Here is a 16769-nt window from a genome sequence, read left to right on the forward strand (position 1 = left end):
GCCTGATGACTTCCACCGATTGTCTTACGTCGGACGTGAATAAGCGTCGGAATGGACGAAAAGCGATGAAACACATTGGCCTTCTGGTTTTTCAGCACTGTTCGATGGCAACCACAGGAGCTATCGGCGACATATTTCGGCTTGCCAACGAGTTCGAGAAAGCCGGGGGCAAGGAACCGCCATATCGACTGTCCGTGTTGTCCGATGCGGGGGGGCTGGTGACCAGTTCGTCCAGCATCTCGATCTGGACGCAAAGTCTGCAGCGTTACAGCCTCGCCGATTTCCACGCGTTCTTCGTAGCGTGCCGGGACGCGACCGAGACCGCGGAATCCAATGACCGCTTTCTTTCGTGGATCTCGCTTCAGGGGTCCATTGCATCGTTTCGTGTGCAGCAAGGCGCGAATCTGGCCGTCGTCTGCAGGAATCCATTGCAATCGACTGTGCCCATCTTTCTATTTGATGACAGCGGCAGCACTCGCGACGGCGGCGGTGTGAAGCCCACCGACCTGGCACTTTCCCAGATCGAACGCGACCTGGGTCCAGATACCGCGCGAAAGATCGGCCGCATTCTACAAACAGGCTACACGGACCAGAACAAGTCGGAGCTGGACGATGCAAGCGTCACCACGACCACCGAAAAAGTCCGCGAGTCGGCACGCTGGATCAAGGAGAACTACAGTAAGGCGATTTCAGTCGCTCAGGCGGCCGAGTCCGCGGCCATGAGCAAGCGCAATTTTCAGCGCCGCTTTAAATGCGAATTCGGTATGACGCCACTCGAGTATCTGTTGCGTACACGCTTCGAGATCGTATCCGCGATGTTGAGAAACACCGATTTGCCCGTCGACAAGATTGCGCGGCGCTGTGGCATGGGCGACGGCAATCGTTTGGGGCGACTGTTCAAGGAACGATACGGGATGTCCCCCACGCAATTTCGCGCCCGGCAACATTTCGAATCCGAACAGCGATATCTGGCGCCCGAGGAACACTGGAACACCTCTACTGAGATTGTGCGAGAAGCCCCTTAGGACTTTCAATGCCGCTTCGCGGTGCCGCCAGTTACGGATGGAAACATGACAACGATAAAGTCCGCACAGTACGACGGGGATGCCGCTGCATCCGTTGCAAGGCATAAGGGAGTCGCGTTGTCCGGAGATATGCCGGTCGACGTGCCACCACCGGTATTGGCCGATCCGTATCGGTTGCCTGAGCACCCCGTCTCGACGATCAGAAGACTCAAGGAAGCCGCGAAGTCCTTTCTGCCCGACTCTCTTTTTCTGAGTCTGTTGCATCATAAATGTATTGGCCGCTATCCCAATCTGCGTCGCCCCGCCACCTTCAACGAGAAGATCCTGCAACGCAGTCTCAGGCCGGATCCGCGCTACATCGGCTTGACCGACAAGCTTCTGGTTCGCGAATACATTGCCAGCAAGATAGGTGCGAAGCACCTGATACCTCTAATCGCGGCACCGGATGTGTTCACACGCGAAGTATTCGACGCGCTTCCGAGTGCTTTCGTGATGAAGGCGAATCACGGCAGCAGCTTCGTCGAGGTGGTGAGAAACAAGTCGGAAACATCGTTCGACGAGCTGCAGCGTCGCGCCGAGCAGTGGCTCGCAATCGACTTTTACAGCATTGCGCGAGAGCGGCACTATCGCACCATCGAGCCGCGTATCTTCTTCGAGCACCTGCTTCTCGACGCACGCGGCCAGATACCGGCAGACTTCAAGGTGCATTGTTTTGGTGGCCGGCAGGGACCGCCGATCATCTACATACTGGTGATATCGGACAGATTCGGAAACGCGACGCATGGCGACGTGTACGACATCAACTGGAATCACCTCGACGTCGAGATCGGCTTTTACAAGCGGAGCGCCGCGCCGGCACCTCGCCCGGCGAACCTGGAAGCGGTACTGGACACCGCGATCGCCCTCTCTGAAGACTTCGATTACGTCCGCGTGGACCTGTACGCACCCGATAACCTGGTCTACTTCGGCGAACTGACTTTCACACCTGGCGCGGGCGTATTACCATTCACGCCGGACAGGATCGACTACGAGTGGGGAAAGCTGCTGGCGTGAGTACGCGGCGAAAAATCACAAGTGCGGTTACGCGCCCGTTTGAGCGCACCATGGCAACGGCTTTCCCTTTGCGCCGCAGGGGGAATACCAGCTTATCGCCTGGACAATGCCCTTCGGCCGCACTTCGCGCAAGCCCGAACCACCTTCTACTGCGATCAAGCGGGCTCCATCCCGTTCTGCAACTTGGCGCCGTCGGCCTCGCGCGACGTCAGAAACGCTAGCAGCGCCCGCGCAGCCTCGCGCTGGGGCGTCGCGGCGCAGATCGCGGCCGCAAAGACGGTGATGGATTGCGCCTCGGGCGGCAATGCGCCGACCACGTCGATGCCCGGCAAGTGGATCAATTCACTCAGTTGCTGAAAACCCAGCGCGACCTCGCCCCGCGCGACCAATACCCCCACCGGGACGCCGGGCGGCGCCTGCACGATGCGCGGAGCAATGGTTTCCGCTATGCCCCAACGCTCGAACAACCGCTTCAGATGCGCTCCGCTAGGACCCGTCGAGTAGCCGATGCCGCGGACGCTCAGAATGGCGTCGCGCAGCGCCGCTTCGGTACTGACGTCCGGCCGCCGTTGCCCTGCCGCCACCGCAATGGCAATGCCAGAGCGCGCAAGTGCAACCCGGCTTGCCGGATCGACCCGGCCGGCCGCCGCCAACCGGTCGAGCGCGTCCACCGCCAGCACGACGATATCGAATGATTCGCCTTCCTGAATACGCCTTGCCGCATCGACACCGCCGACCGACTCAATCGCAACCGGCTGCCCCGCCAAGCGTTCGTATGCGGCGGCGAGTTCGGCCAGTACCAGGCGCGTAGCCATCGACGAGATGCCGGTGATCGGCGTGCGCACGGTTTGACCGCTGACCATCTTTTGCCGCCCTCTTTAGTCTTTGTAACGCAATCCGGCCTGCTCCAGCGGCCCGCGCATGTTGTACATGTCCAGACCGAGCACGCCAGCGGCCAGCTTCGCGCGCTTCCCGGCTTCGTTCGCTTCGCGTGCAGCCGCTTTTTCGAGCACCAATTGCGCCGACGCCGCAGGCACCACCGCCACGCCGTCGTCATCTGCGACGACGACATCGCCTGGCGTGACCAGCGCACCCGCGCAGACCACGGGAATGTTTACCGAACCGAGCGTCGCCTTGACCGTGCCTTTCGCGGAAATCGCCTTGCTCCAGACCGGGAAGTTCATCTCCGTCAGCACGCTCACGTCGCGCACGCCTGCGTCGATGATCAATGCCTGAGCGCCGCGCGCCTTGAAGCTCGTCGCCAGCAGGTCGCCGAAATAGCCATCGGTGCAGTCGGTGGTCACCGCGGCCACGACGACGTCGCCCGGCCGGATCTGCTCGGCCGCGACGTGCAGCATCCAGTTATCGCCCGGCTGCAACAGCACGGTGACCGCGGTGCCGCTGGCGCGCGCGCCGACATAGATCGGCCGCATGTACGGCTTCAAGAGACCCGTGCGTCCCATTGCCTCGTGCACGGTTGCCGAGCCGAGCGCACCGAGTTTCCCGGCAACATCCGCGTCCGCGCGCGCGACGTTGCGATAGACGACTCCAAGTTCATACATGATTACTGTCCCTTCGATTTAAGCAACGCATCCAGACGCGGATAGACTCGCCGCGCATTTCCTTCGTAGATTTTGTGACGCTCTTCTGCATCGACATGCGCCGCTTCGATATAGCGTTTCGTGTCGTCGAAATAGTGGCCCGTCTCGGGATCGATGCCACGCACCGCGCCAATCATTTCGCTCGCGAACAGAATGTTGTCGACGGGGATCACGCGGGTGAGCAGATCGATACCCGGCTGATGATAGACGCAGGTGTCGAAGAAAATATTGTTGAGCAGATGATCCTTCAGCAACGGTTTTTTCAGCTCCTGTGCGAGTCCGCGGAAACGCCCCCAGTGATAGGGCACCGCGCCGCCGCCGTGAGGAATCACAAAACGCAGCGTCGGAAAATCGCGGAACAGGTCCGACGTCAGGCACTGCATGAAGGCCGTCGTGTCCGCGTTCAGGTAGTGCGAGCCGGTGGTGTGAAAGCATGCGTTGCAGCTCGTGCTCACGTGGACCATCGCCGGAATGTCGTATTCGATCATCTTCTCGTAGATCGGATACCAGTAGCGTTCCGACAGCGGCGGACTGGTCCAGTGACCGCCCGACGGATCGGGATTGAGATTGATCGCCACGTTGCCGTACTGCTCGACGCACTTGACCAGTTCCGGAATACACGTGGCGGTGTCGACGCACGGGCTTTGCGGCAACATCGCCGCCGGCACGAAGTGCTCGGGAAAGAGTTGGCTCACCCGATAGCACAACTCATTGCAGATGGCGGCCCACGTACGGGAGATCTGCACGTCGCCGATGTGATGCGCCATAAAACTCGCACGCGGGCTGAAGATCGTCAGATCGAGGCCGCGCTCGCGCATCAGCTTCAACTGGTTGCTTTCGATCGAATCGCGCAGCTCGTCGTCGCTGATCCGCAATTCCGACGCTTTCGGCATCTCGGACGGGTTATTGATGCCCGCGATCTGGCGGTTGCGCCACGACTCCAACGCTTTCGGCGCGGTAGTGTAGTGGCCGTGAATGTCGATAATCACGGTCTCTCCTCAGAAAATTGATTCGACCAGCGACGCGCCACGACAAAACTCGTGCGCGCCGCGTTTGCTTGGCTTGTCACTCAGTGCGCGGTATTCGGGCTTGCCGTCGTCTCGCCGGCGCTCACGCGCTGACTCACGAGAATGGCGATCGCGGCCAGTGTAGCGGGGACCGAAAGCATCGCGAGAATCGCGCCGAACTGCCAGCCGAAGCCGAGCAGCGCGCCGCCGATCGCCGAGCCGAAAATGCTGCCGAAGCGGCCCATGCCGAGCATCCAGCTCACGCCAGTTGCCCGCGCCACGGTCGGATAGCGGCCTGGCGCATACGCGTTCAGACCGGTTTGCGCGCCGCTCATGCAGAAGCCCGCAGCAAACACCAGCAATGCCAGCGATGAAGACAATGCGCCGATGTAGCCCAACCCGAGCACGCACAGACCACCGCCCAGGTAAGCCGCGCTGATCACCGGCGCTGGCCGGACCTTGTCCATCACCCAGCCGACCAGAACCGCGCCGAGCGTGCCGCCGATCTGGAACATCGCCGTGATGTTGGCCGCCGCGGTGACGGTGAGACCCGCGTCCTTCATCAGCGTGGGCAGCCAGCCGGTCAACAGGTAGATCACGAGCAGGCCCATGAAATACGTGACCCACAGCGCGAGCGTCATCGAACCATAGCCTTGCGAGAACAGCACGCCGATCGGCTTGCGCGTCGGCAGCCGCGGTTCACTCGAAACGAACACTTCGTCACCGGCAAAGCGCGCGCCGCACACGCGGCCGAGCACCGAGCCGATACGCTTGGGCGATGCGCCACGCACGGCCAGCAAACGGGCCGATTCCGGCAGCAGCCAGATCTGGAACGGGATCAACAGCAACGGCAGCGCACCGCCGAAAATCAGTACCGAGCGCCAGCCGTGAATCGGAATCAGCCAGCCGGCAGCGAAGCCGATCAACGCCGAGCCGAGGTTGAAGCCCGTGAACATGATCGTGATCAGCAATGCGCGCTTGCGTTGCGGTGCGTACTCGGACAGCAGCGTCGTTGAGTTAGGCATCGCGGCCCCAAGACCGATGCCGGTCAGCAGTCGCAACAGCGCCATCGCGGTCGGCGTTTGCGTGAACGCGGTAGCAATCGTGAAAATGCCGAATAGAAACACCGACGTAATCAGCACCCACTTGCGCCCGATGCGATCCGACGCCGGTCCCGCTGTCAGTGCGCCGATCACCAGACCGATCGGCGCCGCACTCATCACGAGGCCGAATGCGGGGCGCGAAATGCCCCAGTCGTGAATGATGGAAGGCGCGATGAATCCCATGATGGCGACGTCCATGCCGTCGGCCGTCACGATCAGAAAGCACAGCGCGACCAATAGCCACTGGTAGGCCGAGATCGACCGTTCGTCGATGAACGCCTTGATATCAATTCTCTTACCGCTCGTCATTGCGCTTGTCATTCCGCTTGTCATCAGATTTCTCCTGTCTCCTTTTCTGGTCTTATTGCGCGGCCGAAGCTCGTGGCTTCGCGCTCTCGTCAATCGCGCTTGCCGTCATGTGGGTGCCTTGCCTACCTTCCCCAAATGAGCCGGTCTGAAGGTAGCGGTTCGGGCTCCGGCGTCAAAAGGGCGGGTTAACCAGATGTGTGAGCGGAGTATCCGGGTTTTGGTTGTTCCGCATAGCATCGCCGGAAACCGAGAAACGCCCTCATAAGCCCTTTGAATAAGGCTCGAACGCGATCCGGTAGCCGCTGGAGACGGCCTCGCCCGACGCCCTTGCAAGCACCCCTCGATAAATAGAACAGATAACTCGGGAACGAAGTCGCATAGAACGGCGGATGGGCCGATGCTTTTCGCCGCACTCTTCCTTTCTTCATATCGCGATGAAGCGAGGCTTTCGCTATCGGTCGCCGTTTTGCGCATGGTCACGTTATGCCGCACGAATGATTGAGGAACAAACAGGTCGACGATCTGGAGACGTCTTTGCGAACCGAAGTATTAAAAGAGGAGAGGGGAATTGATGAAAACAAACAGGCAATCCGCCAATCGCGGGTACGTCATGCGGTCACGATGCTCGCGGGCGGTTCTGATGATCGAGGAAGAAAACCAATCAAGGAGGCAAGCGTGAGAACTCAGCAATCTTTCGGGCTGCTTGCGCGCGTTCATGCGCGCACGGCCTCGCTGCTGACCCTGGCCGTCTCGTGACGGCAGCGACCGACATGGGCCACACGGGTCAGGACACGAGCTGGTCCTCGGATGCGCAGAAGCAGGCCGACTTTGCCTATCGCGGTCAGCACACCACGACGCTCACGGCGGAGAAGCTCATCAAGGCCTATTACGGGCAGGCGCAGAAGTACTCGTACTTCATTGGCTGCTCCGACGGCGGCCGCGAAGCGCTGATGGCCGCGCAACGCTACGCGACCGATTACAACGGCATCGTCGCCGGCGCACCGGCTGCTCACTTGCAGATCCAGAACTCGCTGTATCACGGCTGGAGCGTGCAATCGAACAGCACGACCGGCAATACCTCGGCAACGCCGTGCTTTACGCCGACAAGGCGCACGTGCTGCACAAGGCCGTCGTGGCCGCATGCGGCGCGAGCGGCGCGGCCGACGGCCTGCTGGCGGATCCGCGCACCTGTCACTTCGATCCGGCAACGATCCAGTGCGCGAACGGCGCGACCAGCACCGCCAACTGCCTGAGCGCGGCAGAAGTCGCCGCTGCCACGAAGATCTACAGCGGCCCGACGGATGCCACGACCGGTGAACGCATGCTGGCCGGTTCGCCGCAGTACGGTTCGGAAGCCAACTGGGTCCGCGTCGAAGGGCCGACGACGAACTCGACGGACGCCCCCGTGAAGACCACGGGTCTGTTCAGCTACAACATCGTGACCGGCGCATACAACCTGGTCTTCACGGGTTCGCCGAGCATGCCGAACATCGACACGTCCGGCTATCACGACGCGAGTTTCTACACGAGCTTTCTGCAGGCCAACCACCCGCTCAACGATGCGACCAATCCGACCTGTCCGCATTCAGGAGCGCCGGCGGCAAGCTGATCCTGTGGCACGGCTGGGCCGACCAGCACATCTCGCCGCTCTTCACGATCGCTTACTACGAGGCGATGCAAAGCACGATGGGCGAGTCGAGCGTGAGCGATTTCGCACGGCTGTACGTGGTGCCGGGGGTCGCCCATTGCGGCGGCGGCGAGGGCTTCCCGAACATCGATCTGGTCTCGCAGGTAACTGGCTGGGTCGAGCAGGCGAAGGCGCCGAATTCGGTCATGACGTATCAAACCGATTCGAACAACGCCGTGACCGCGTCGCGCCCCGTGTACCCGCATCCGGCGGTGGCCAGATACACGGGTTCCGGCGACTGGCACAGCGCCGCCAACTACACGCAAGGCGCACCGCTGTATACCGCGAAGACGCTTGCGTGGGCCGGCGCAGTTTCCACAAGCCCTATACGCCGAAGACGCAAGGTGTCGCGGCGCCTTAAGCCGCTTGCCCGTAGCAACCCAGACGGCCAGCCCCTGCGAGGCTGGCCGCTCGCCGGGCGGAGCAAGCCCGGCGATGCGTCGCGAAATCCAATAAAAAATGGCGGCTCCAACCGGAGCCGCCATTTTTTGTTTACCGCATGGCGCCATACTTCTATGGACCGCTTTACCGCTCATCCCGAGCGGCTGCGCATCGTGAAGCGCGCATTAGCGGAGCCTGCGCCTGCGGAACAGCAGGAACAGAATACCCAGCACGACCAGCGCCGCGAAGGCCATTCCTACACGTGCAATCGTAATCAGCGGCGACGCCGCGCCGCCCGCGCGCAAGGTCTTGACCTGCTCCACCGTCACCGAGGCAGCCGGATTCCCATACTGCTTGAGCAGATAGTTGCCGAGCGTCGCGATCTGCTGATCGGACAGCAGGCGACCGAACGCAGGCATCAGCACATCGGGCGCGCCGTCTTGCCGGTGCACGCCTTCGAGCATCACCATCACGAGGTTGTTGCTGTTCGCGTGACCGAGCGCCGTATTGTGAAAGAGCGACGGCAGTCCCGGGCCATCGATACCTTGTCCGGTCCCTTCACCATGCGCCTGATGGCAGCTTGCGCAATATGCATCGTAAAGCTGCGGACCGCTCATCCGGTTCGCGTCGTCGGGCAAGGGCACGCCGCGAATTTCGTCGAGGCTCGACCTTGCACCGCCCCATGTATGAGCGGGCTGACGGTCGCCTGCGTTACGCACCGGCGGCGTCGACTTGAGGTAGACCGCCATCGCGCGCAGATCGCTCGCATCCAGATGCTGGAAGCTGTTGTCCACGGCTTCGGCCATCGGCCCGGCCGCTTGCGCTCGGTCCACCACGTGACCGGTGCGCAGATACGCGGCGAGCTCCTCTTCGCTCCACGAGCCGATCCCGCTCACCGCGTCCGACGAAATGTTCGGTGCGTACCACGTGCCGACCACGCTGCCGCCGAGGCTCGCCGACATGTTCTCGGCCATTAGCGCATTACGCGGCGTGTGACAGGTGCTGCAATGCGCGAGCCCGCGCACCAGATACGCGCCACGATTCCACTCGACGCTCTTCCCCGGATCGGCCTTGAACGGTTCGCGATCGAGAAACAGCAGATTCCACGCGGCCATCGACAGACGCACGTTGAACGGGAACGGCAACGCGGTCGGCGGCGGCGACGTATCGACCGGCGCGACGCCCTGCATGAAGTACGCGTACAGCGCCTTCACGTCGTCGTCGCTAACCTGCGCGTAGGACGTGTAGGGCATCGCCGGATACAGACGCTGGCCGTCGGCCCGCACGCCGCGCCGCAGCGCCGCGCCGAACTGATCGAGCGTGTAGTTGCCGATGCCGTGCGTTTTCGACGGCGTGATGTTGGTCGAGACGATCTCGCCGAGCGGCGTCGCGAGCGACAGGCCGCCTGCAAACGGCTTGCCTTGCGGCGCGCTGTGACACGCGATGCAGTCGCCCGCTTTGGCGAGATACTCGCCGCGCTTGACGAGGTCTTCTCCGGCCGCGTGGGCCGTGGCGGCAAAGCCTGCCGACGCGAGCAGGGCCGCGCACAAAAGGCGTGTAAACGCCGTGAACGGTAAATAAGTCATCTTCAGGCGTTGGCGTGGATGTGTTCGGCCGAGCGCAGCGCGAGCGCGACGGCGGTGAGCGTCGAGTTGACCGTGGCGGCGGTGGGCATGACACCGGTACTCGCGATATACAGGTTCTCGTGATCGTGCGTGCGTCCGAACGCGTCGACAACCGAGTCCTTCGGATCATGGCCCATGCTCATGGTTCCGGTGATGTGCTGGTTGTTGCCATACACGCCGTCCGGGCTGTAGCGCAGATTGGTGCCGCCCATCAGCTTCGCGATGCGCGTGTACTCTTCGCGCGCCGCGGCCATGCCCTTGTGCACGTAGTCGCTCATCGCATAGTGCATCTGCGGCGTCGGAATGCCGAGTGCGTCCTTGCGATCGCTGAGCGTCACGCGATTGTTCGGATCGGGCAGGATTTCCAGCACGTTCTTCACGCTGCACTGGCGCGCCGCGTGATAGCGGATCTGCTGTTCGAGTTCGTCGCCGTACACGCCCTTCGCGATCAACGCCTGCGTGACCGACAGCACCTGTGACGCGTTCGAGATGTCGATACGGAACGCCGCATGCTCCGAACGGAATGCGCCATCGCGCAGCGAGTTGATCGAACTCGGGCTCATCGGGCCACGACCCGGCCACAACTCTTCGTCGGCGTCGAACACGAGGCCGTTGCTCGGGTGATCCATCAGATGACGGCCCACCATATCCGAGCTGTTCGCGAGACCGTTCTTATACTTGTCGCTCGCGGACAGCAGCAACAGCTTCGGACTTTCGATACCGTTCGCGGCCAGAATGAAGGTCTTGCCCGTCACGCGATGCGAGACCTTGTCGCGATCGTAGTAATGCACGGCCGCAATGCGGCCGCGCTCATCGTGCTCGATGCGATACACCACCGCGTTTTCGACCAGCTTCGCGCCGGCCTTCTCGGCTGCGTCCGCCGCGAGTCCGCCGTGATATTGCGCGTCGATCGGACAGATCGGCATGCAGTTGTTGTTGCCGCAGCAGGCCGGGCGGCCGTCGTAGTTGCGGCTGTTGCGCGCGGTCGTGTTGGTGATGACGTCGTAGCCGCCCGGCGCGAGCCGTTCACGGAAACGCTGCTCCAGAAACGACTCGGCGACCGGCTGCATCGGAAACGGCTTGCTGCGCGGCGAGCCGTTGTTCGGTGCGCCGGACACGCCCATCTTCACTTCCGCTTCGTAGTAGAAGGGCTCGAGATCGTCGTAGGAGATCGGCCAGTCGCGGCCCACGCCGTACAGCGTTTGCAGGCGAAGGTCGTTCGGCAGGACGCGCCACGCCTGCGCGGCCCAGTGCCATGTCGTGCCACCCACCATGCGGATGTACTCCGCCTTGTACGGATACGGTCCCGCCTGCACGAGATAGTTGTTGTCGACGGGCTGGTAGACCGGATGCGGCGCCCACGACGAAAAAGGGTAAGGCGACATGAAGTCGTTCTTGCGCGGCGAATTGCGGAAATTCGCGACGATGCGGCCGCGATCCACGCGCGGTCCCGCTTCGAGTATCAACACCGAGGCGCCTTGCGAGACGAGACGATGCGCTGCGAGCGAGCCGACGATACCCGAGCCGATAACGACGATATCGGCTGACAACTGGTCAGACATGGCTGTGTTCCTTGAATTACCGATGAGGCGTCAGGCGGCCGTGAGAGGGTTACGGCTCCAGGCGCCGTAGGGTCCGTATGCGTAGCTCGGCGGCTTCAGCCGGTCCGCTACGACGACGTTCATCAGACTCGTTTCGTACGTGATGCAACGTGCGACCGGACCCGCGCCGACCACGCCGACATACCAGGCGGTTGCGATCTGACGCGGCAGTTTGGCGAACGGCGCATTGGCGGCATCGAGCGATGCCTGCAGCTGGCCCGACGCGGACGGATTGGCGGCAATGAACGCCGCGAGCCCGTTCAATTGCTCGGCAAACGACGCGACCGTGGCGGCAAGCCCGGCATACAGGCGGTTGGCCTGAGTCGGGTCGAGCGCCGCACGCCCCGTGATCACGCGCGACACATTCAGGAACGCGTCCGGCGCGGTGGCTTGCGCCGCGGCAGCAGGTTGGGCCTTGGCCAGCGACCAGGGAATGAAGGAACTTGCGTAGCTCGCCAGAATGCTGGCCAGCAGAAGCCGTCGACCGGCGTTCGGTGCGGCGTGGCCCGTATCGGGCTCGTGGGGCTGAGTCATTGGTAAGTAAAAGTCCTGATACACCGGTGCTGAAAAAGATGCTTGCTTTTCTGCATGGGCCGCGATTATAGCGTGGAGGGCGAGATGGAGAGTTCGGGCTGCACACGAATGCGCAACCCCCGGTTCATCGCCCGGTCGTCTTCAATCGCCGTCGATCCGTAACGGGCCTTGCTGCTTCGACGCCGCCTCGAACGATTCAAGCCTTCACAATTGCGGTAGCTATACGCGAATGGCTGACTACAATGAGTGAATGCAGGCGAAGCTGCAAAGGCGGTCCGCTCGGACTCGCCCGGTTCAGACAGAACGGTCGGTAGTGTGGCGTTTCGATTCCTTCATTGGAGGCATGCTCATGACGTGCCTGAACGAAAGGATTGTCGGCGCAATACTTTTTGTGCTGAGCGGATTCGCGTTCGCGGACAGCCTGATCAGCAATGCGCCCGCGGAGATGACGGTGACGAATATCGCGCCGATGCCGATGGAAGTCGGCTCGGCCATTGCAGAACCGCAACGTTATTTGCAGCACTATGAAATGCAATATCAGCCAAGCCAGGGCGAGCCGTTTTACGCGCAACCCGATCAGTTCTACACCGCGCAGGTGGCACACGAATTCCGTGGTGGCGCCGCGAAAACCGGTTCAGGAACGCAGGCGCCAACGCAACCCACACCGGGCTATCTCCGTATGGGTCCGTCGACGGCGCCACAACTCTCGCTCATCGATTTACCGAACACGACCCTCACGCTACGCGCACAACCGCAACGAAGGCTGTCGTTGACTGTCGACCAATGGGTCGTTTCGGCGACCGCGCGGATTGCGATCTTCCATTCACATAGCACGGGCGCGACGGTTTCTGTCCGGCGCGGCTTCTAGTTTCGATCGCTATGAGGAAGTTCCCCGGCGCGCAGCCCGCGAGTGGTGACGCAAAGCGGCGGAGATAAAAAAGGCGGCCCATCGGGCCGCCTCGAAGCAAACAATCGACCGCGATCAGTTCGCCGCTACCCTCGCCCGCACCTTCGCGACCTGGTCAGCGGTCACGGCCGCCCCCTTGTTGCCCCAGCTCGAACGAATGAAGGTCGCAAGCTGCGCGACGTCATCGTCGCCGTAACGCCAGCCGAACGGCGGCATCGCCAGCGGTGACGGCGCCGACGCAGTCGACGGCAAACGCGCGCCGCCCAGAATCACCGCTACCAGCGAGTCCGGATTCGCCTGCGTCACCATCGGGTTGTCGACCAGCGACGGGAACACGCGCGTGGCGCCCTGACCGTTCTGGCGATGACAGGCCGCGCAGCTATCGATGTAGATGCTCGCGCCGCGCCCCGTTGCCTGACCCGCGAGAACCGACTTGAGGGTGGTGTCGTCGGCATGGAACGGCGTCGAATCAGCCGACCCACCCAGGCTCTTCAGATACACCGCGATCGCGCCGAGGTCGCCATCGCTCAGGTACTGCGTACTGTGCTCGACGACTTCGCCCATCGGACCCGACACGGACGAATGCGGATTACGTCCGGTTTTGAGCGACGCGACGATGTCTTCCTTCGACCAGTTCACGAGACCGCCGCCCGCCGCCGAACGCAGGTTGATCGGCGCGGTACGCTCGAGCGAGGAACCGGACAGATAAAGATCGCTCTTGCCGCTCAGATCCTTTTCCTCGAAGCCGACGCCGCGCGGCGTGTGGCACGAGCCGCAATGCGCGAGACCCTGCACCAGATACGCGCCGCGATTCCACTCGACATTCTTCGACGTATCCGCGACATAGCGCGAATCGTCATGGAACGCGCGGCTCCAGTACGCGAGCGGCCAACGAATGCTCAGCGGCCAGATCGCATCGGAGGCGTGATTCGGCTGCGCCGAGGCCGGCACCTGCGTGCTGAAATAGGCATACAGGTCCCGCAGGTCCGCGTCCGACACCTTCGCATACGACGTGAACGGCATTGCCGGATAGAGACGTGCGCCATCCTTTCTCACGCCTTGGCGCATCGCCAGCACGAACTGTTCGAAGGTATAGCCGCCGATGCCGTGCTCACGGTCGGAAGTGATATTGGTCGAATAGATCCGGCCCACCGGCGTATCGAACGGCAAGCCGCCCGCAAAAGGTGCGCCGCCCTTCGCCGTATGACACGCGACGCAATCGCCCACGCGCGCCAGATAAGCGCCATGCACGGCGTCGCCCTGCCGCCCCGCGAACGCGGGATCGATCGCAGCGGCGGGCTGCACCGATGCAAACGCCCATAGCGCACCCACGGCCACGACAACGGCGGCCGCCACACCCGTAATGATTTTCCTCATGTTCGTATCGCTCGTTCAGACCTGCACCATGGCGCCGGGGTTCTTTAGATATTGCGAGCGGATGTTGCTCGCAGCCCAGTAAGCAAGGCCGCCGACGAGTCCCGTCGGGTTATAGCCAATGCCATGCGCAAACACGTTCGCACCTAGCACGAACAGATTCGGCACGTCCCAGCTTTGCAGGTACTTGTTGACCACGCTCGTCTTCGGATCGGCGCCCATCGCGGTGCCGCCGCTGATGTGCGTGCTCTGATACGCGCGCGTGTCCCAATGGGTGCCGGGCTTCAGAATGCGACCCGAGATCGACTTCGGATTCATCGCACGGCCGATTTCCATCATCTTGCCGGCCACGTATTCCGATGCCTTGAGATCGTTCTCCTGCCAGTCGAGCGTGAGCCGCAGCAGCGGCGAGCCGTACGCATCGCGGTAGTTCGGATCGAGGTCGAGAAAGCAGCTGCGGTAAGCCATGTTGCTGCATTGCGATTCGATGCGGCCGGTGTGCACGAAGTTGTCCTTCACCGCCTGCTTCCATTCGGTGCCCCACTTCGGCGTGCCCTTGGGCAGCGGAATGCCGCGCACCGGACCATTGCCGGTCTGACGGCCCCAGATGATGCCGCCGCCGATGAAACCGAGCTCGCTGTGATCGAAGTTGTCCGCGTTGAATTCCTCGATGGCCTGACCGCCGCCGCCCGCGCCCATGAACGGGTTGATGTACGTGTCCTTGTCGAAGAACATGTTGACGCTATTGAGCAACTGATAGCAGAAGTTGCGGCCAACCACGCCTTCGTTGGTATCCGGGTTGAAGGGCTGGCCGATCTTCGAAGTCAGCATCAGGTGCACGTTGTGCAACTGGAACGCGGCGAGAATCACCATCTCGGCGGGCTGCTCGACTTCATTGCCTTCCGCGTCGATATAGGTCACGCCGGTGGCGCGCTTGCCGCTCGCATCCGTATTGACCTTCACGACATGCGAATTGACGCGCAATTCGAAATTCGGCTTGCGCAGCAGCGCGGGAATGATCGCCGTTTGCGGCGATGCCTTCGAGTAGTTCAGGCAGCCGTAGTCGCTGCAGAAACCACAGAAGTTGCAAGGGCCGAGCTGGCAGCCGTATTCGTTCGTATACGGTCCCGACGCATTGCCCGCAGGCAGTGCGAACGGCTTGTAGCCGAGACCTTTGGCCGCCGCGGCAAAGAGCTTGCCGGTCGGATGATCCGCCAGCGGGGGCAGCGGGTATTCACCCGAGCGGCGTCCTTCGAACGGATTGCCGCCTTCGACCGGCTTGCCCTCGATATTGCCCGCCTTGCCTGACGTGCCGCACACGCGCTCGAAGCGGTCGAAGCTCGGTTCGAGTTCGTCGTAGGTGATGCCCCAGTCCTGCAGATTCATGCCCTCGGGGATGAACTTCTCGCCGTAACGCTCGGCCACGTGGCTCTTCATGCGCAGTTCGTCCGGCATGACGCGCGACTGCACGCCCGACCAGTGCGCGCCCGCACCACCGACCCCCTCGCCCGGCTTGAACGAACCGATCTGCCGGTACGGCACAGCCGTATCGTTCTTCGTGTGACGGTTCGTGACCGTGGTCTTGGCCAGGTTCTGCAACAGCGCCTGACGCGCCGAGTATTTGATTTCGTCGACGATTTGCGGATACGCGAAATCCGGTACGGTTTCGCGCGCATCGCCACGCTCGAGCGCGACCACGTTCAGACCCGCGTTCGCCAGTTCGATCGCCATGATCGAACCCGTCCAGCCGAACCCGACGATTACCGCGTCGACCGGCTTCTTCTTGATGCTTGCCATCTTTCTTATCCTCGCTTGCCGTAGAGACTTACCGGTGCATACGGATAAGGTTTGGCCTCACCCACGAACTCCAGGTAATCGGCGCGCACGCCGGGGTAGCCGATCATCTTCCACGCAGCCATGTCCTTGTTGCCGCCGTAGGACGGGTCGCAGAAATAGCCTTCGTAGACGTTGTTGAGCAGGAACGAGCTGAAGAACGTCTTCAGCTTGAAGCCCCCGACCGTCAGCTTGCCGGACTCGATCGCCTTGAACATGTCGGTGCGCTGCGCGCCCGTCAGTTCGGCAAAGGTCTTGCCGCTGAAGTGCTCGCGGCAATACGCGTTGATCGCGCGAATGCCGAGACGGTACTGTTCCTTCGGCGTGAGTTTCGACTGATAGCCGAATTCCGCCTCCGCGGGCAGGAACGGCCCCTGCATGTACCAGCGCGTCGCGTCGCCGTACGGCGTCTGCATCTGGCGGTCGATGTATTGCGGCACGCCCAGTTCGACGGCACCGGGACCGACGTCGTCTTTCGGAATCAGCACGTCGCAGGCGGCGTTCACGAACGCCCATTCTTCCGGCGTGAAATAGCCGGGGGTGTAGTTTTCCGCGGTGGGTCTATCGGGCGGCGGCATGCCCGGCGCCTGCGTCTGCGAGCGGGACTGCACGACGGCGCCGGAGACGCCGACGACAGCTATCGGGGCAATCGCCAGCGAGCCCTTGAGAAAGCTGCGGCGGCTGCGATCGTTGGTAATCGTCATTGTGATGTGTCGTGGAGGTGAAGAA

15 protein-coding genes and 1 pseudogene are annotated in these 16769 nt (G+C 62.3%); 6 read left to right on the top strand and 10 right to left on the bottom strand.

All coding sequences use genetic code 11. From position 1 onward, the window contains the following. Positions 1-65: 65 nt before the first annotated feature. Positions 66-1025 (top strand): GlxA family transcriptional regulator, encoded by a 960-nt coding sequence (locus HV770_RS32885; RefSeq protein ID WP_246291414.1) that lies wholly within the window; start codon positions 66-68, stop codon positions 1023-1025. Between the two features lie 45 nt (positions 1026-1070). Next, entirely contained in the window at positions 1071-2078 is a 1008-nt protein-coding gene (locus HV770_RS32890) for an ATP-grasp fold amidoligase family protein (protein WP_175165713.1), read from the top strand. Positions 2079-2233: 155 nt separating this feature from the next. On the opposite strand, the gene HV770_RS32895 is transcribed toward HV770_RS32890, so the two are convergent. The 4 genes from HV770_RS32895 to HV770_RS32910 all read right to left on the bottom strand — a co-directional run bounded on the left by HV770_RS32895 (position 2234) and on the right by HV770_RS32910 (position 6098). Then, the gene (locus tag HV770_RS32895) at positions 2234-2941 is read right to left on the bottom strand and encodes a substrate-binding domain-containing protein (protein WP_175165663.1); all 708 of its coding nucleotides are present in this window, start codon (positions 2939-2941) and stop codon (positions 2234-2236) included. A 15-nt stretch (positions 2942-2956) separates the two neighbouring features. After that, positions 2957-3640, bottom strand: a complete 684-nt coding sequence (gene ligK / locus HV770_RS32900; RefSeq protein ID WP_175165664.1) for a 4-carboxy-4-hydroxy-2-oxoadipate aldolase/oxaloacetate decarboxylase — start codon at positions 3638-3640, stop codon at positions 2957-2959. Positions 3641-3642: 2 nt separating this feature from the next. Further along, positions 3643-4668: an amidohydrolase family protein gene (locus HV770_RS32905; protein WP_175165665.1), complete on the bottom strand. Its 1026-nt coding sequence runs from the start codon at positions 4666-4668 to the stop codon at positions 3643-3645. A gap of 80 nt (positions 4669-4748) precedes the next feature. After that, positions 4749-6098, bottom strand: coding sequence for an MFS transporter (locus tag HV770_RS32910; RefSeq protein WP_175165714.1), 1350 nt, complete (start codon positions 6096-6098; stop codon positions 4749-4751). Between the two features lie 534 nt (positions 6099-6632). Here HV770_RS32910 and HV770_RS32915 point away from each other — a divergent pair. From HV770_RS32915 to HV770_RS40055, 3 genes and pseudogenes are all read left to right on the top strand, one after another. Then, positions 6633-6854, top strand: a complete 222-nt coding sequence (locus HV770_RS32915) for a hypothetical protein (RefSeq protein WP_175165666.1) — start codon at positions 6633-6635, stop codon at positions 6852-6854. Positions 6855-6868: 14 nt separating this feature from the next. After that, positions 6869-7351, top strand: coding sequence for a tannase/feruloyl esterase family alpha/beta hydrolase (locus tag HV770_RS40050; RefSeq protein WP_484555943.1), 483 nt, complete (start codon positions 6869-6871; stop codon positions 7349-7351). Then, positions 7240-7988: pseudogene (locus HV770_RS40055) on the top strand (tannase/feruloyl esterase family alpha/beta hydrolase); the annotation flags it as partial. The gene HV770_RS40050 and the pseudogene HV770_RS40055, both read left to right, overlap by 112 nt. Positions 7989-8351: 363 nt before the next feature. On the opposite strand, the gene HV770_RS32925 reads toward HV770_RS40055, so the two are convergent. The 3 genes from HV770_RS32925 to HV770_RS32935 are packed head-to-tail and all read right to left on the bottom strand — an operon-like array spanning position 8352 to position 11926. Then, positions 8352-9752, bottom strand: a complete 1401-nt coding sequence (locus HV770_RS32925; protein WP_175165667.1) for a c-type cytochrome — start codon at positions 9750-9752, stop codon at positions 8352-8354. A 2-nt stretch (positions 9753-9754) separates the two neighbouring features. Continuing rightward, entirely contained in the window at positions 9755-11353 is a 1599-nt protein-coding gene (locus HV770_RS32930) for a GMC family oxidoreductase (protein ID WP_175165668.1), read from the bottom strand. Between the two features lie 30 nt (positions 11354-11383). After that, entirely contained in the window at positions 11384-11926 is a 543-nt protein-coding gene (locus tag HV770_RS32935) for a sugar dehydrogenase complex small subunit (protein ID WP_175165669.1), read from the bottom strand. Positions 11927-12239: 313 nt separating this feature from the next. Here HV770_RS32935 and HV770_RS32940 point away from each other — a divergent pair, with 313 nt between their 5' ends. Then, complete coding sequence (locus tag HV770_RS32940) at positions 12240-12794, top strand: hypothetical protein (protein ID WP_246291420.1); 555 nt, start codon at positions 12240-12242, stop codon at positions 12792-12794. 114 nt (positions 12795-12908) lie between these two features. On the opposite strand, the gene HV770_RS32945 is transcribed toward HV770_RS32940, so the two are convergent. From HV770_RS32945 to HV770_RS32955, 3 genes are read right to left on the bottom strand one after another with little or no spacing between them, the layout of a single operon-like run. Next, complete coding sequence (locus HV770_RS32945; RefSeq protein WP_175165670.1) at positions 12909-14210, bottom strand: cytochrome c; 1302 nt, start codon at positions 14208-14210, stop codon at positions 12909-12911. A gap of 15 nt (positions 14211-14225) precedes the next feature. Further along, complete coding sequence (locus HV770_RS32950; protein ID WP_175165671.1) at positions 14226-16004, bottom strand: GMC family oxidoreductase; 1779 nt, start codon at positions 16002-16004, stop codon at positions 14226-14228. Between the two features lie 5 nt (positions 16005-16009). Beyond that, a complete protein-coding gene (locus HV770_RS32955; protein ID WP_175165672.1) occupies positions 16010-16744 on the bottom strand; it encodes a gluconate 2-dehydrogenase subunit 3 family protein in 735 nt (244 codons plus the stop codon). Positions 16745-16769: the final 25 nt, after the last annotated feature.

The organism is Paraburkholderia fynbosensis, from assembly GCF_902859935.1.
Lineage (GTDB): Bacteria > Pseudomonadota > Gammaproteobacteria > Burkholderiales > Burkholderiaceae > Paraburkholderia > Paraburkholderia fynbosensis.

Excerpts from the sequence above, each read along its gene's own strand:
- HV770_RS32885 (WP_246291414.1), top strand. The coding sequence starts at position 66 with ATGAAACACATTGGCCTTCTGGTTTTTCAGCACTGTTCGATGGCAACC.
- HV770_RS32890 (WP_175165713.1), top strand. The coding sequence starts at position 1,071 with ATGACAACGATAAAGTCCGCACAGTACGACGGGGATGCCGCTGCATCC.
- HV770_RS32895 (WP_175165663.1), bottom strand. The coding sequence starts at position 2,941 with ATGGTCAGCGGTCAAACCGTGCGCACGCCGATCACCGGCATCTCGTCG.
- ligK (WP_175165664.1), bottom strand. The coding sequence starts at position 3,640 with ATGTATGAACTTGGAGTCGTCTATCGCAACGTCGCGCGCGCGGACGCG.
- HV770_RS32910 (WP_175165714.1), bottom strand. The coding sequence starts at position 6,098 with ATGACGAGCGGTAAGAGAATTGATATCAAGGCGTTCATCGACGAACGG.
- HV770_RS40050 (WP_484555943.1), top strand. The coding sequence starts at position 6,869 with ATGGGCCACACGGGTCAGGACACGAGCTGGTCCTCGGATGCGCAGAAG.
- HV770_RS32925 (WP_175165667.1), bottom strand. The coding sequence starts at position 9,752 with ATGACTTATTTACCGTTCACGGCGTTTACACGCCTTTTGTGCGCGGCC.
- HV770_RS32930 (WP_175165668.1), bottom strand. The coding sequence starts at position 11,353 with ATGTCTGACCAGTTGTCAGCCGATATCGTCGTTATCGGCTCGGGTATC.
- HV770_RS32935 (WP_175165669.1), bottom strand. The coding sequence starts at position 11,926 with ATGACTCAGCCCCACGAGCCCGATACGGGCCACGCCGCACCGAACGCC.
- HV770_RS32945 (WP_175165670.1), bottom strand. The coding sequence starts at position 14,210 with ATGAGGAAAATCATTACGGGTGTGGCGGCCGCCGTTGTCGTGGCCGTG.
- HV770_RS32950 (WP_175165671.1), bottom strand. The coding sequence starts at position 16,004 with ATGGCAAGCATCAAGAAGAAGCCGGTCGACGCGGTAATCGTCGGGTTC.
- HV770_RS32955 (WP_175165672.1), bottom strand. The coding sequence starts at position 16,744 with ATGACGATTACCAACGATCGCAGCCGCCGCAGCTTTCTCAAGGGCTCG.